Below are 15,578 nucleotides of genomic sequence, written 5' to 3' on the forward strand. Positions count from 1 at the left end.
TTGCTTCTGTTTTACTAAATACTCAGGATGAGTTCATAACAAGCTAGGGATATGAGCGTTAACTTACCTTCGATTAACCAGATTCGGTACTTGCTTATACTATTTATGGCAAGTGTTATGGCAGCTTGCCAAGCACCAGCTCAAACTCTGCGCGTTGCGGTGTCGCCTTGGCTCGGCTTTGAATCAATTTATCTCGCTCAGCAACTTGCTTATCCAGGTTTTGACCAATATAGCCTAAACGAATTAACCACTCCCAGTCATGTAATGCATGCTCTTAAAAGTGGGCAAGTGGATGCTGGCTTTTTGAGCCTTACCGAAGTCATTAGTTTATTGGCCGAGCGTGTTGATATTACAGTTGTGGCAGTGATCGACCGCAGCGTTGGTGGTGATGCGCTTATCACACAGCAGCCGATTCGTGATATTGATTCTTTAAAAGGGCAGCGAATTGGCTACGAAAGTCTATCGGTGGCTTCACTGGTGATGGACGATTGGCTCAGAGATAGTGCTTTAAAAGCCGAAGACTTTGTGTTGGTAGAAGCAAAACTAGATGAGCAATTAGCTTTGTTTCGTAAAGGGGAAATTAGCGCAGTGATGACTTCTGGTCCATTGCAGAGCCGCTTAGTCGATAACCTTTCGGCAAACGTTTTATATCAAAGTGCCGCTCATGGACAGCCTTATTATCGAGTGTTGGTGGTTCGTAATGAAGTATTAAAACAGCAACATCAGCATATTCTTAGTTTGCTTGATAACTTTTATTCTGCCAGCTCTTGGTTAGAACAACATTCTCGGGAAGGCTTTAAATTAATTGCCAAGCGAACTCAGCTTTATAGCAAAGAAGTTAAACAAGCCTATAGTAAGATCCAAGTCCTGAATGCTCAGCAAAGTGCTGCCTTATATTCAGATCAATCTATTCTCAAACATGCTCACCTTAAGGCGCAGCGTATGGCTGAGCTCGAGTTAATTCACCGAATTCCTGATTTATCTAATAATTTTTCGAGTGAATGGTTGATGGAGTTAACCGGTGTTTAGATTAAAGAGGATCTCTCTTAGCGTTGTAATTCCAAGTTTTGCACTGGTTTTGTTACTGATTGCTCAAGGTCTACTGTTGCTTGGAACACTTAACCAACAGCATCAACAATTGGCGACTCAAGCGACCCAACGTCTACTCAATATTGGTTATCAGCTACAGCAAAGTTTGTCTGATAGTTTGTCGCGTCATCAATGGGATATTGCCGAACGTCAAATTAGCTTAGTGTCTTTAAACCAACATTTAGATTCACTGCAGGTGATTGATCCTCAAGGTTTGGTTCAATTGTCTAACCATCGTTCCGAAAAAAATGTGTTTGCGGCTGACAATAACAATTATTTTAATGCTGAGATGTTCGCTCAAGTCAAACAGCAGCGCACTCCTATCAGCCAAATATTACCGCAACAGTGGCAGGTGAATTTGTATTTCCCCTTAGATATGGGCCCTCGGGAAGATAGTTTACGCCGAGCAGAGCAGGGCGCAATTTTCTTTAGTTTTAATCTTAAAGATAGCTGGTTGGTGCAGCGTCAAATCATTTTTGATCAGGCGATTAAAAGTTTTAGTTATATGGCGATTGCGATGCTGTTGTTGGTATCAATGTTAAGTCGCGTGCTGGTCAATCCATTGAATAAATTGGTCGGTAAAACCACCCAAATACAAACCCATAATAGCACTTCGATTATTGCGAATAGTCAAGGAGAGCTCGGTGCCTTAGAACTTGCCATTAGTAAAATGGCTGAGGGGATCCACTGTAGTTTTGCTCAGTTGCAACGTAGTGAGCAACGCTGGCAGTTTGCGTTGAATGGCTCGGGTGATGGGATTTGGGATTGGAATTTATTAAGTAATACGGTCTATTACTCCCCCCAATGGAAGTCTATGTTGGGTTACCAAGATGGACAGATTGGCGAAAAGATAGAAGAGTGGGAGTCGCGAATTCATCCTGAAGACTTAGATAAAACTTTGAATGATTTACGAAAACACCTAAAAAAGAACACCAAAGTTTATGAAGCGATGCACCGGATTAAACATAAAGACGGGCATTATCTTTGGGTCTTATCAAGAGGTATGGTCGTTGAGCGCACAGAACGGGATTTGCCTTCTCGAGTGATCAGTACTCAAACAAATATTTCTGAGGTTCGTTCTGCGCAAGAGTTAGTGCGCTTTCAATCTTCCCATGATGATATTACACGCTTATCTAATCGGCGAAAATTGATTGAAAATCTTGATTTGGAAATTGAGCGTGGACGCCGAAGTAATCAAATTGGTGCCTTGATTTATTTGGATATCGATCATTTTAAAAACGTTAACGATATGCTGGGGCATGCCGCCGGTGATTTACTATTGAGGCTGATTGCTCATCGTTTAAGGGAAGGGCGTAATAGTGGAGAAACAGTGGCTCGTTTAGGGGGCGATGAATTTGCTTTACTGGTGCCCAACTTATCTAGTGACCGTGAACAAGCGAAGGCAAAAGCTTCAGAGTTAGCAGTACATTTAGCTAAGGTGATCCATAAAGAGTTTGTGATTAAAGGGAATCAAATTAGCCTTAACTTAACGACTGGCGTCGCTCTATTTCCTAATCTCGACAGCAATGCCACAGAAATTCTTCGCCAAGCCGATATTGCGCTGTATCACGGCAAAGACTTGGCGCGTTCTAGTGTGCATGTATTCTCCGCGAAAATGGCAGATGAGATCCAAGAGCGGCATCAGCTTACGAGCATGATGCGTGAAGCGGTAGAAAAAGAAGATATGGTCGCCTATTTTCAACCGCGTTATAACGCTAATTATGAAATGGTTGGCGCAGAAACTTTATTGCGTTGGTTTGATTCTAAAATGGGTTGGATTTCGCCGGGTCGGTTTATTCCTCTGGCGGAAGAGAGTGGATTGATTGTATTACTTGGTCAATGGGTGATGCGCAGCGCCTGTGAAACCTTAAAAACTTGGCAAGATCGCGGTTTACCCGATAATTTTAAAACCTTATCGATTAACGTCAGTCCTAATCAATTCCATCGCGATAGCTTTATCAAAGAAACCTTAGATATTATTCAGCGTTCTGGCTGTGACCCTCGACTGATTGAATTGGAGATCACCGAAGGGGTACTCGTGGACGATGTTCAGGAAACGGTGGCCAAAATACAAGCGCTGCGTGATATTGGGGTACGCTTTTCGGTGGATGATTTTGGTACCGGATACTCTTCTTTGGCCTATTTAAATAAATTGCCAATTAACTGTCTTAAAATTGATAAGTCTTTTGTGAGTGAACTGCATAGTGGTGGCAGCGAGTGTGCGATTATTACCACGATTATCTCAATGGCTGAGAACTTAGCGCTTGAAGTTATTGCGGAAGGTGTCGAAACTGAGTATCAGCTGGAATTCTTAAAATATCGTCGCTGCACGGTTTATCAAGGCTTCTATTTCAGTGAAGCACTTGAGCCAGAAATCTTTGAAGATCGTTTGTTTATAGATCAGGCTGAAACCGCCTGATCTGATGGTGCGGTTTTTGAAGCTTAAGCCCCTCGATTCCATCGATGATATCTCTCCAATAGACTGAGTAATTTTTGCGGTGCATGATTTCGTTTCCATTCACCGGCGACATATTTATTGGCTTCCATGAGCGTTGGATAAGCATGAATAGTTGACAGTATTTTGTTCAAGCCTAGCTTATGTTTCATAGCGAGGGTAAATTCGGCTAATAGTTCACCTGCATGTTCAGCGACAATGGTTGCACCTAAGATTTTATCTTTGCCGGGAACCGTAAGTACCTTAATAAAACCTTGAGTTTCACCGTCTGCAATTGCGCGGTCTAATTCTTTTAGCTGAAATAGACTAATTTCATAAGCAATTTGTTGCTGTTTTGCTTGCTGTTCGTTGAGTCCAACACGGGCTACTTCAGGATAGCTATAGGTTGCGGCAGGGATCACCGAGTAATCTGCGGCAAAGGTTTTAAAGCGGCCAAACAGTGCATTTACTGCTGCATACCATGCTTGATGAGCTGCAAAATGGGTAAATTGATAGGGACCTGCGACATCTCCCACGGCATAGATGTTCGGATAATTAGTCTGTAGTTTGCGGTTGACTGCTATGGTGCCCTGTGGCGCGAGCAATAAGTCTAGCGCTTCAAGGCCAAAGCCTCGGGTATTCGCGGTTCTGCCTAGGGCTAAAATAACTTTATCAAATACCAGTTGTTGTTGCTGTCCATCTTTTTCTAAGATGACGCTTTGTTCGCCGTTATGTTGGATAAATTGGGTCGCTTTCCACCCCAAGTACAAGTGGATACCTTCTTTGGTAAATTGTTGTTCGATGATAACACTGACTTCAGGATCTTCACGAAGCAATAAATGCTCGCCCATTTCAACTTGACTTACCTGTGAACCGAGCCGAGCAAAACTTTGGCTGAGCTCGCAGCCAATTGGACCTCCGCCCAAGATTAATAAGCGCTGCGGCAATTCAGTTAACTTCCATAAGGTATCAGAGCTGAGATAGTCGATGTTTTCTAAGCCTGCAATTGCAGGAATCAGTGGGCGGGCCCCCGTCGCTATCACAAGGTTTTTTGTGGTGAGCCGCTGCCCATTTATTTCAACCTCCCATGGGCTAACAATGCGAGCTTCTCCCTGTAAACACTCAACGCCCAAATTCGTGTAACGTTCGATGGAATCATGCGGTTCGACTTGTTTTATGACTCTGTGGACTCGCTGCATGACTTCTGCAAAATTTGCCTTGGCGGTTACTTGTTGATAGCCAAAGTGCTGCGCCTGTTGCGCTTGGTATGCAAACTTGGCGCTACGGATTAACGCTTTGGAGGGGACGCAACCGGTATTTAAGCAGTCGCCTCCCATTTTATGTTTTTCTATTAGAGTCACTTTCGCTTTAACTGCTGCTGCAATATAAGAACTCACTAAACCACCAGCACCAGCACCAATCACGATGAGGTTATTGTCAAATTGCTTGGGTTTGGCAAAGCGAGCGTATAGTCGTTGCTGTTTATAACGCTTGATCAAAGCTTGGCTGATATAGGGCAGTAAACCAAGCAGGCTAAACGCCAATATTAGAGAAGGGGATAATATCCCAGCTAAGCCATCTAATTTAGCCAGTTCAGTGCCAGCATTTACATAGACAAGAGTTGCCGGAAACATGCCGACTTGGCTCGCCCAGTAAAAAGTACGCAAGGGCAAGGTCGTGAGTGCCATCACTAAGTTGATTAAAAAAAATGGGAAAATAGGAATCAAACGTAAACTAAGTAAATAAAAGGCTCCTTCCTTTTCAATGCCTTGATTGATTCCTTTTAATTTGTGGGTATAACGGCGTTCTAAACTGGTTCTTAATAGATAGCGGGCCACGATAAAAGCAAGGCTTGCTCCGATGGTGCTGGCAAATGACACGAGGATCACTCCATTTACCACGCCAAATAAGGCGCCGGCTAATAGCGTTAATAACGCCGCGCCGGGAACCGAAAAGGCAGTCACTAAAACATAAAGCAGAAAATAGCCAAGCAAAGACCAGGTGTAGTGTTGCTCAACGATGGTTTGTAATTCTGCTTGTTGCTGCTTAATCGTGGAAAAGCTCAACCATTGCCCTAGGTCAAACCAGCTTGCTGTTGCTATTATCAAGGCGAGGATGACAACTACAACCCATTTATTTTTATTCATATTTTGCTCTATGGTAAGTGCTTATCCCTAATAGACCCTTAACTGAATGATATTCTTTCACTCGGATATTTGGCTGAGATAATCAATAATAAAATCTAGAACCTGTGATGCTTGGTTTAAATCAAGTACTGGTAAAGGTGCATGAAGGGCCTCATTGCAGCTTAGGGCAATAATATTGGGGTCGTTAGGGTAGAGTAGCGCTTTACCGAGTGCCGGACGATGAACTTCAATTTTATCGATGTTACTTTCCCGATAGCCTTCCACCAAAACCAAATCACATTGTTGCCATTGTACCCATTGTAGTTGTTGTTCTAGCTGCTCGCTCTGATGCTGCTGACTAAAGTGATAACGTTGCTGAGGACAAGCTAGAATTACTTCGTTGGCACCACTGTTAAATAAACGATGACTGTCTTTACCGGGTCTATCCAAAAGGATTTCATGGTGACTGTGTTTTATCACGGAGACTCGCAAATCTCGTTGCTTTAACAAAGGTAATACCTGGCAGAGTAAACTGGTTTTTCCACTGCCACTATAACCCGCCAAGCCTAACACTGGTTTGGGCCATTTTTGTCTCATTGAACCTGTCCTGAAAGGGTTTCGATCTAGCTTAGCGAGGCGGAGGATACTTTTCGAGTTTAATTTCTGTCGGAATTTACCATTCACTTTCGATAAGTAGTTTTAAACTGCTTAAAAAACATTAAACTGAGCGCTGCATAAAACTTAATAAGGAATGTTGGCTTGCTTGGTCGTTTATTGCCGATAATTGTTGTGATGATTGCCTTTTCGGTAAAAGCGCTAGACTTTGACTATCAAGGACTCGATGGTTCACTGAAAGACAATGTGAAGGTTTACCTTGAGGCGCAAACTTTCCCCGAGAATAGTAGTGATCGACGCATCATCAGCGCCAGTACTGAACAAACTAAAAATGCTTTACGTGCTTTAGGTTATTACCAAAGTAAAATTTTGGTAAGCCGAACCGATGAGGAGCGATTTTTGGTGGCGGTAGAGGTGGGAAAACCGTTGCTGGTCAATCAATTGAACATTGATTTAACTGGTGCTGCAACGCGTGATAGTCGTTTTAAAAAAGTAATTGTAAACAGTGGATTGGTAAAGGGGCAGTCGTTTTCTCATGTTGCTTACGATAACTTGAAAGCAGAGTTAAATCGTCTGGCTTCTCGTTATGGCTATTTTGATGCGGCTTATAGCCAGGCTGAGATTAAAATTAGTATCAAGCAGAATACTGCCGATATTTTTCTGAGTTACGACTCTGGTCCGCGTTACCATTTTGGCGATATTATTTTTTCCAATCCTGATTTACCTCAGCAAATGTTTGCCAATCTTGCTGATTTTAAGCAAGAGGATAAATATGATGCAAAAAAGGTGGGCCAATTTAATCAGCGTTTAGGGGAAACTGACTATTTTCAGCTGATTTCGGTGCGACCGGATCTGGATAATCGTCATGATCAACAGATTGATCTGTTGGTTGACTTGGGCTTGAAGCCCAGAGACACCATTGAAGTGGGAGGCGGGATCACCACCGACATAGGACCTCGAGTTCGTTTGAAATGGAATCGACCTTGGGTCAATGACAAGGGGCATAGTCTTAGCTTTGAGCTGGAAGCGGCCCAACCGAAGCAGAGTGCATTGTTTGTTTACCGTATTCCTATGAACAATCCGGTGGATGATTATCTCGATATCCAAGCGGGATATCTGCTTGAAAAAACCAATGATACCGAGAGTGACAAGATTGTGATTTCTACCACCCGCCAATGGAGTTGGGATAATGGTTGGACTCCGTCGGTTTTTGTAAAATGGCAGCATGAAGAATATGTGCAGGCCAATCAGCAATCGGTTAGTAATTTGGTATTACCTGGGGTTAATTGGGCTAGGCTGCGCACTCGAGGCGGTCTTGACCCTTATTGGGGAGATAATCTACAAGCCAGTATTGAAGTTGGACACCCTTACTGGGGTTCTGACGTCGAGTTGCTGCGGTATACCTCGTTAGCCAAGTGGTTACGCGCATATCAAAAGCATCGCTTGTTATTGCGTGTGGATTTAGGTGGGGTGTTAGTCGACAACCTTAGTGATGTTCCAGCCTCGATGCGCTTTTTTGCCGGTGGAGACCAAAGTATCCGTGGTTATGATTACAAAACCATTTCGCCTACAAATAACCAAGGCCAGTTGATTGGGGGAAAATACCTAGTCACTGGTAGTGCTGAATACAATTACCAATTTGCCAAGAATTGGCGAGTCGCCACTTTTGTTGACGCAGGTACCGCAACGAATGACTTTTCTGAGCCAACATCTGTTGGGGTTGGCATGGGGATCCGCTGGATCACTTTAATCGGTCCTTTACGTGTCGATATCGCTAAGGGTTTGCAAAATGAATCCGATCCCTGGAGATTGCATTTCTCTATAGGTCCCGATTTATGATCTTTAAATGTATTAAGTTTGTGGTCATCGCCGTGAGTGCGGTGCTTTTTAGTTTGATTATTGCGCTATCATTTAGTCCAAGTACCGAGTGGTTGTTAGTGCAAGTGTCGAAGGCCGTCGATGGTTTAACGATCCTTCAGCCTCAGGGCAATTTCTATCAAGGTATTCAAGCTCGGCAAGTGGTTTGGCAGCAACCAGGTTTGACTGTACAGTTAAACCAGCTCAAGCTTGGCTTTGATTGGGTGTGCATTAGTCAAACCCAGCTCTGTATCGATCACTTGGATACAAGCCGTATTAGGCTTGATCTTGATTCCGAGGTGATGGCGGCTAGCGTGTCGACCACTGAGCCTGCACCAAGCACTTCGCCAATATGGACGCCGCCAGTTCCTTTTGTTTTACAGCGATTGAATGCAGGGGATGCCTTACTCAATCTAGACGGGGTCGCGCTTAGCTGGCATCAGTTGGATTTGCGGGCAAACTGGCAGCACCAGACGATCGAGCTTGAGCAATTATTGCTAGAGCAATGGGCAGTCGTTCTGCCAGAATCTCAGCTTAATACTACTTCAACTCAGCCAAATAGCTCGCCGCTCCCCGATACATTGACAATATCATTACCCGATATTAGCCTGCCTTATCAGGTGAATGTGAAGCAACTTCGTTTTAGTCAGGGGCGGGTCAATGACGGTCAGAATGACTACCTGTTTCCTGAGTTGACACTCGCCGCGACAGTCGGTTTTTCATCGGTAGATATTCAGGCGCTGCACTTACTTAGCCCTTGGGGCGAGTTAGACCTGAGTGGTCGTCAGGGTTTTCAAGCGAGTTTTGCTTCACAATTAATCGGCTCTTGGAAGATGCAAGTAGAGCAGCAGCCACTTGACATCGAATTTTCGTTACACGGCGACGGTACTGATTTAGTCAGCGATATTCACAGTCGTGGTTGGTTGGCCGCAGAGCTACAGTTACAGAGCGCTTGGCTTAAGCCAAATATTCCTTTCCAATTAGACGCCAAGTTGCAACAGAAATTTCCATTATTGTCCGAGCAACTTTCACTGGCCAGTTTCAAGCTTCATGCCGAAGGCGGACTCAAGCAGTATCATTTACAATGGCAAAGTGAGCTTTCGGGTTTACAGGACTTGTGGCTAAACGGGAAAGTGACAGGAAATTTAAGCCAAATAGAACAGTTTTCAATGCTTGGTGAATTGTTGGATGCGCCGCCGGAAAATTCGTCAACAGTGGCGCCAGAATCGACAGCGAAGCCTAAATCTCTGGGCGGGTTTCAGTTACAAGGTTCGGCATCCTGGCAAGCTCAGTTGCAAGCCAAGGTTTCGCTCAATATAGAGCAATTAGCGCTTCATCATTGGTTGGCCCTAAGTGAAGAGTTTGCATTACCTAAAATAGATGGCAAGCTCAACGCGCAGCTCAGTGAGCAACAATGGCAAGTCTCTCAAGCCGATTTTACTGGCCTTTGGTTTGAGCTACCCTTAAGCACATCATTAACGGCTGAGGGAAACCTGAAGGGGCAAACTAACCAAGGCCATTTAGACTTGCGTTTGGGTCACAGTCAATTACTTGCCGACGTAAATCTTGTCGGTGATAAACTACGCTTGAACAGTACTCTAGATACCCCCCAGTTGGCAGAACTGCCTTGGTTGAGTGGGGGGCGCGCAGGCTTAAATTTAAAACTGAAAGGGCCGCTTCATCAGCCTTTCATCGATTGGGCCTTGCAAGCCGATGATATTGAAACTAAGCAGCTTGGTCTCGATTCACTCAGTAGTAAAGGTCAGTTGAATTTAGACTCGGGTTTGACGGGAAAATTTGGTTTGAATTTGTCCCGATTGACGTTAGCAGAGCAGGTAATTGACAATGCCAGTATCAACTATAGTAGTGACAAAAGTCATCAGCAGTTAGCCCTTAAGCTTGAGCAAGTTGCTCGTAAATTAAGTATGTTATTGCAGGGTCAAGGAGATTTGCAGCAATGGAATGGGCAAGTCAGTGATGCTGATATAGAAGCGGAGCTGGGGACTTGGTCTTTGTCTCAGCCGATTGATTTAACCTTGGTTGAGGGAATAGCCACCGTTGGTGCTCATTGCTGGAGTAAGCGACCGAGCCAGTTGTGTTTGAACGCGCCCTTAAGCAGTGATGGGAATAGTACACTCGATTTAAGTATTGAACAGTTCGATTTTGCCAGCCTTAAATTGTTTATGCCGGAAGGACTAGCATTAGAAGGCCGCGCCTCCTTGCACCTCGATTCTAGCTTGAATCGATGGCGACCCAAAAAAGGGAAACTTAAGCTCAAATTTTCACCGGGTCGCATGCTAAGGCATCATGAAAACGAAAACTTAAGTTTGGCGTATCAACAACTGGATCTGAGCGCGGATCTCGAAAACCAGCGCTTACGTTGGCAAGCACGCTTGTCATCGGAGCAATTAGGAACGATTCGCTCTCAGGGGAATGCCGATTTGCTACGTGATGGTGAGCTTGCAGCCGAGCTTCGCTTAGAAGATCTGCAGCTATCTCCCTTGTTACCTTTTGTTGAAGCGTTGAATCATTTGTCAGGCCAGGTGAATGGAACTGTGAGCGTCGCGGGCAAACTTAAATCACCGAAGTTGCAGGGAGAAATTAAGCTTGTCGAAGGAGTAGTCAGTGGCCCCGATATTCCTTTAACGATAGAGCAGCTGCAAAGTCGTCTGATCTTTAATAATCAAACGGCAAGTTTAAATGGCAGTTTTCGTAGCGATGGCCGAGATGCAACTTGGCAAGGTCGATTTACATGGCCAAATGACAAATTACTCGGTGACATCGACTTTACCGCCGATAAACTGTTAGTCAATGTTGATCCTTATGCAAACCTTGTTGTTTCGCCAAATATAACGGTGGCTATTAGCGATAGTTTGATAGCTGTTGGTGGCACGGTTAGGGTGGATGAAGGCGAAATAAAAGTGAAGTCTTTACCTGAGTCAGCGGTAACTGAGTCAAATGATGCGATGGTGATGGAAGAGCAGAGTGGGACTCCGACCACCAAGCATACCTCTTTGGATGTGACGGTTACCTTGTCCGATAGTTTGAGTTTACAAGCTCTTGGATTAGATACTCGCTTGCAGGGGCAGTTAAATTTGAAACAACAGCCCACAGAGCCTTTGATTGCAAATGGACGGATTGAACTCGTTGACGGTAAGTTTATGGCTTATGGTCAAAACCTTATCATAGAGAAGGGTTGGTTAATGTTCACCGGACCTTTAGATCAACCTTACTTAGATTTTCAAGCTATCCGAAATCCCGCCACAATTTCAGACGATGTTACGGTGGGCGTCAAGGTTGTCGGTTTGGCCGATGCGCCTCAAGTCAACTTATACTCTGATCCTGCGATGTCGCAGAATGAAATGTTGTCATATTTGTTACGTGGACGTGCGTTAGGCGATAACGAACAAGATAGTAATGCTCTCTCTGCAATGTTGTTGAGCGCTGGGGTTAATCGTGCTGGTGGTTTGGTTGGCAATGTTGGGAATACTCTGGGGGTTAAAGATTTGTCCTTAGCGACAGCAGGCTCTGGTAGTGCTACTCAGGTTGAGGTAAGCGCTTATATATTACCCGGAGTGCAGGTGCGTTATGGGATGGGAGTATTTGATCCGGTGAATGAATTGACCGTGAAGTATGAGCTATTACCGAAGTTGTTTATTGAAGCCTTCTCTGGCCTAAATAGTGCCTTGGACATCTATTATGAGTTTCATTTGGAGTAAAAAACAAAATGGATCCAAGCCAATATAAGTAGATATTGGCTTGGGTTAAAGAGCCGTCTAGTAGAGTAGGCTAAAGTACTTACGTCTAAATTGAGAGGCCAGAGGATCACCATTTAAGGTCGCCAAAATATCTAAAAAGTTCTTTTTGATCTGACCATCGAGACTTTCTAGGTTTTTTTGTAATATGCTAAACAATAATTCTAAGGCCTCTTGGTTACGCCCTGCTTGTGAATATTGAATGGCTAAGTTTAAGCGGATCTGTTCATTATCTTCAGGGCTGTTTATTTTCGCTTCCAAGGCCTTTATTTCCGGGCTGTCGGCAGCTGCTTGCAATAATTCCAATTGGCTTTTTAAAGCGTGATAATCGGCTTGTTGCTCTTCTAAAGGCAAACCATTTAATAGTCGTTCGGCTTCTTCTGTCTGCTGATTATTTAACAAGGCTTGGATCAATACTAAGATGATGTCGTTGCGTTGCGGAGCAAGTTGATGCGCTTGACGAATCTGCATTAAAGCTTCGACGGGTTGTTCTTCTGCTAACAGAGCCTTTGCCTTATTGAACAGTTGTTCTTCAGGGGGAGGCAGATAACGACCAATGGTTTCACTAATCACTTCAGGGGCGGGGATCTCAGCGAAACCGTCCACTGGGCGTCCTTCTTTTAAAATAACCACGGCGGGTGCTTGAGTCACTCCCAGCTGTTGAGCCAATTGGGCTAATTCATCCATGTTCAAGCGCGCCAAAATAAAGCTAGCGTCGCTTTGTTGGTGAATATTTTGTAATAATTGGAATAGTGCTTCACATTGAGGACTAGCGGGTGACCAAAAATGAACCACCACGGCTTGATTGAATGACCCTTCTATTAATACTTGTTGGGCGTTTTCGAAACTAATATCGATAACAGATGTACTCGGCTGCATAGTGTTTCCTAAAAATTATTTAAGCTTAATTTGGTGATTAATCGCTAGTTTTTCAAGTCAAAGACCAAGATTAGCAAATTAGCGATAATAATGCGGAAATTTAACAGGTAAACTAAGCATCTGTTCAATTTACTCTAACAGGACGTGATGGAATCTTTGTCGTTAGGCGATCTTACAATTTTATTGGTCGAACCATCTAATATGCAGCGCAATATCATACGCACTCGTTTTCACGAAGCGGGCATTGATAACTTTTTAATGGCTGAAAACTGCCAACAAGCGGTGAACTTGGCAATTCAGAGTGCCCCCGACTTAGTCGTAAGCTCGATGTACTTTATGGATGGCACCGCGACGGATTTAGTGCAACAGTTACGCGCTAACGACTTAAGCCGTGATATCGCCTTTATGTTGATTTCGAGTGAAGCCTGCCACCATACCCTAGATGCGATTAAACAGGCAGGGGTGATAGCAATTTTACCGAAGCCTTTTGAATTTACTCATTTGTTAGCCGCATTACAGGCGACGATTAGTTACATAGAACCGGATGCTTCTTATCTGGCTAATATTGATTATTCAAGCAAACGAATTTTGGTGGTCGACGATAGCCAAACCGCGCGGCGGCACATTTCTAAAGTGCTGGAAAACATCGGTATTCGTCAGGTGCTGGTGGCTGAGCACGGACAACAAGCCTTAGCTTTGCTTGAACAGCATCCAGTTGATTTAGTGATTACTGATTACAATATGCCGGTGATGGATGGGGCGGCTCTAATTGAGTCTTTGCGACAGCATCCAAGGTTTTGTGATATTCCTGCCTTGATGGTGACATCGGAAAATAATGGCGCGAAGCTTGATGGAGTTCGTCAAAGTGGTGTCTCAGCTTTAGTCGATAAGCCTTTTGATATTGATGTTGTCAAACAAGTCTTAGCGAGCTTGTTTGACCATCAATAAGTGATTCCGCCATTATTCGAAGATCTGATCACCCATTTGATCGATGAAAGTTTTACATTTATGCACCGCCAGTTCTGCTGCATCTTCAGCGCTGGCGCAGGTATCGGAGCGGATAAAATGATGTTGTTTTACTTCATCAGCAATGGTTTTGCTAATCATTGCTGAGACACGATACTGACCATTGGCTGACTGTGGGCAGGCGGCGATAATAAAACCTTTATATTCTTGCTCAGGGTAGCTTTTGGCTGGTGTGGGTGTAGATTCAAATAATTTCTTAAATGCCGAAAAAATACTCATCTTAGTGAATTTCCTAAAATTAAACTAAAAATATTAGTGCGACGGCGCGTTTAGCCCTCACCCTAAGGTATGATGCATGATAACGAGCATCTCATCTTAAGCGCAATGGAATTACCGTGATATTAGAGTTTATTTCATCCCAGTTTAGTCAATTTAGCGGTCTATCGACCATCTGCCTATTGTTGTTAGTGATTTTGCTTTATATACAAAGGCAGCTTTCTCGACGTTCGATGAAGGAACAATTCGCTGGATTGAAATTACAGCTTGAGCAAACGAGTGCTCAATTAGTTACCACGGGCCAAGCTTTGGAAGACGCGACTATAAGTCTTCATCAGCAACAGTTAAAGAATGCAGCTTGTGAAAATGAACTCCATCATTTACGCGAGTTGTCAGAGCAATTTCAAGCTAACCAACAATTGTTACAACGCGAGCAGCAACGCTGTGCGCTGTTGCAACAAAAAGACCTTAACTTACAAGATCGGATCCGTTACCTAGAACAGAGCGAAGCTCGAGTGAGTGCTCAGTTTGAGCTGTTAGCTAACAAAATTTTCTCGGAAAAAGGTCAAGAATTACAACAACAAAGTAAGCAAAGTATCGAAGCGGTATTGCAACCTTTAAAACAACAGTTAGACGGTTTTAAACAACAAGTTCAAAGCAGTTATGAGAATGAAGCCAAACAGCGACATTCACTAAAAGATCAAATCGTCACTTTGCAACAACTCAATCAGCGAATGAGTGATGATGCGGTAAAACTAACTAAAGCACTTAAAGGCGATAATAAACAGCAAGGGGATTGGGGAGAATTGATCCTCGAGCAAATTTTGCAATCTTCTGGTTTGCGAGAAGGTTATGAGTACCACACTCAAGTGATGGGGGTAAACCAACACGGCCAGAAAATAAAACCCGATGTTGTGGTTAAATTGCCGAATGACAAAGCGGTGATCGTCGACTCAAAAGTCAACCTTGTGGACTATGAGCGCTATTTTAATAGTGAAGACAAAGAGCAGCAGCGTAGTGCTTTAAAGGCACATGTTAAAAGCCTACGTCAGCAAATTATTGGTTTAAGTAAAAAAGATTACCAAACCTTATATCAGCTGAACTCTTTAGATTACGTATTACTATTTGTGCCGATTGAAGGTGCCTACCTTAGCGCGCTGGAGCATGATCCCCAGTTAATTAAGTTTGCGATTGAAGCCAATATTTTGCTAGTGAGCCCTAGTAGTTTGATGGTTGCCTTGCGAACCATTCAGAATTTATGGCGCAGTGAACATCAACAACAGAATGCACAAATCATTGCGCAACGCGCTGGTAAGTTATTTGATAAGTTTGTCGCTTTTACTGAAGATTTAACGACACATGGCCAACAAATACAGCGAGCTTCTGATAGCTATCACAGTGCGATGAATAAACTTAGCTCAGGCAAAGGCAACTTGATTAGGCAGGCTCAACAATTGAAAGACTTACAAATTAGTTCAAGCAAATCGCTAGCGGATAATTTTTTGGAAAACAATAAATTGTCAGATGAAGGGGCGTGAGGGTAGCACTGCCAAGTATTCGTATTGGCAGTGCTTTGAATGT

General features: G+C 43.7%; 10 protein-coding genes. 6 read left to right on the forward strand and 4 right to left on the reverse strand.

Annotated features, from left to right (window positions below):
* Positions 1-117 precede the first annotated feature (117 nt).
* Positions 118-1,029: an ABC transporter substrate-binding protein gene (locus ACRRS0_RS10935; RefSeq protein ID WP_432453182.1), complete on the forward strand. Its 912-nt coding sequence runs from the start codon at positions 118-120 to the stop codon at positions 1,027-1,029.
* Positions 1,022-3,508, forward strand: a complete 2,487-nt coding sequence (locus ACRRS0_RS10940; protein WP_432453181.1) for a putative bifunctional diguanylate cyclase/phosphodiesterase — start codon at positions 1,022-1,024, stop codon at positions 3,506-3,508. The genes ACRRS0_RS10935 and ACRRS0_RS10940 overlap by 8 nt, the downstream gene beginning before the upstream one ends.
* A gap of 23 nt (positions 3,509-3,531) precedes the next feature.
* On the opposite strand, the gene ACRRS0_RS10945 is transcribed toward ACRRS0_RS10940, so the two are convergent.
* Positions 3,532-5,670: an FAD-dependent oxidoreductase gene (locus ACRRS0_RS10945; protein WP_432453180.1), complete on the reverse strand. Its 2,139-nt coding sequence runs from the start codon at positions 5,668-5,670 to the stop codon at positions 3,532-3,534.
* 57 nt (positions 5,671-5,727) lie between these two features.
* A complete protein-coding gene (gene mobB, locus ACRRS0_RS10950; protein WP_432453179.1) occupies positions 5,728-6,246 on the reverse strand; it encodes a molybdopterin-guanine dinucleotide biosynthesis protein B in 519 nt (172 codons plus the stop codon).
* A gap of 162 nt (positions 6,247-6,408) precedes the next feature.
* On the opposite strand from mobB, the gene tamA reads away from it, so the two are divergent.
* Complete coding sequence (gene tamA, locus ACRRS0_RS10955) at positions 6,409-8,103, forward strand: autotransporter assembly complex protein TamA (RefSeq protein ID WP_432453178.1); 1,695 nt, start codon at positions 6,409-6,411, stop codon at positions 8,101-8,103.
* Entirely contained in the window at positions 8,100-11,840 is a 3,741-nt protein-coding gene (gene tamB, locus ACRRS0_RS10960; protein WP_432453177.1) for an autotransporter assembly complex protein TamB, read from the forward strand. Before tamA ends, tamB begins: the two co-directional genes overlap by 4 nt.
* 57 nt (positions 11,841-11,897) lie before the next feature.
* Here tamB and ACRRS0_RS10965 read toward each other — a convergent pair whose 3' ends face one another.
* Complete coding sequence (locus ACRRS0_RS10965; protein WP_432453176.1) at positions 11,898-12,755, reverse strand: tetratricopeptide repeat protein; 858 nt, start codon at positions 12,753-12,755, stop codon at positions 11,898-11,900.
* 147 nt (positions 12,756-12,902) lie between these two features.
* Here ACRRS0_RS10965 and ACRRS0_RS10970 point away from each other — a divergent pair, with 147 nt between their 5' ends.
* Complete coding sequence (locus ACRRS0_RS10970; RefSeq protein WP_432453175.1) at positions 12,903-13,703, forward strand: response regulator; 801 nt, start codon at positions 12,903-12,905, stop codon at positions 13,701-13,703.
* Positions 13,704-13,715: 12 nt separating this feature from the next.
* Here ACRRS0_RS10970 and ACRRS0_RS10975 read toward each other — a convergent pair whose 3' ends face one another.
* Complete coding sequence (locus ACRRS0_RS10975; RefSeq protein ID WP_432453174.1) at positions 13,716-14,000, reverse strand: HlyU family transcriptional regulator; 285 nt, start codon at positions 13,998-14,000, stop codon at positions 13,716-13,718.
* A 116-nt stretch (positions 14,001-14,116) separates the two neighbouring features.
* On the opposite strand from ACRRS0_RS10975, the gene rmuC reads away from it, so the two are divergent.
* Positions 14,117-15,535 carry a DNA recombination protein RmuC gene (gene rmuC / locus ACRRS0_RS10980; protein WP_432453173.1) on the forward strand — a complete coding sequence of 473 codons (1,419 nt, stop codon included), beginning with the start codon at positions 14,117-14,119 and terminating at the stop codon, positions 15,533-15,535.
* The last annotated feature ends 43 nt before the right edge of the window (positions 15,536-15,578 follow it).

The sequence above is a fragment of the Agarivorans sp. QJM3NY_29 genome, from assembly GCF_050870835.2.
Taxonomy (GTDB): domain Bacteria; phylum Pseudomonadota; class Gammaproteobacteria; order Enterobacterales; family Celerinatantimonadaceae; genus Agarivorans.

Excerpts from the sequence above, each read along its gene's own strand:
- ACRRS0_RS10965 (WP_432453176.1), bottom strand. The coding sequence starts at position 12,755 with ATGCAGCCGAGTACATCTGTTATCGATATTAGTTTCGAAAACGCCCAA.
- mobB (WP_432453179.1), bottom strand. The coding sequence starts at position 6,246 with ATGAGACAAAAATGGCCCAAACCAGTGTTAGGCTTGGCGGGTTATAGT.
- ACRRS0_RS10935 (WP_432453182.1), top strand. The coding sequence starts at position 118 with ATGGCAGCTTGCCAAGCACCAGCTCAAACTCTGCGCGTTGCGGTGTCG.
- ACRRS0_RS10975 (WP_432453174.1), bottom strand. The coding sequence starts at position 14,000 with ATGAGTATTTTTTCGGCATTTAAGAAATTATTTGAATCTACACCCACA.
- tamB (WP_432453177.1), top strand. The coding sequence starts at position 8,100 with ATGATCTTTAAATGTATTAAGTTTGTGGTCATCGCCGTGAGTGCGGTG.
- ACRRS0_RS10945 (WP_432453180.1), bottom strand. The coding sequence starts at position 5,670 with ATGAATAAAAATAAATGGGTTGTAGTTGTCATCCTCGCCTTGATAATA.
- ACRRS0_RS10970 (WP_432453175.1), top strand. The coding sequence starts at position 12,903 with ATGGAATCTTTGTCGTTAGGCGATCTTACAATTTTATTGGTCGAACCA.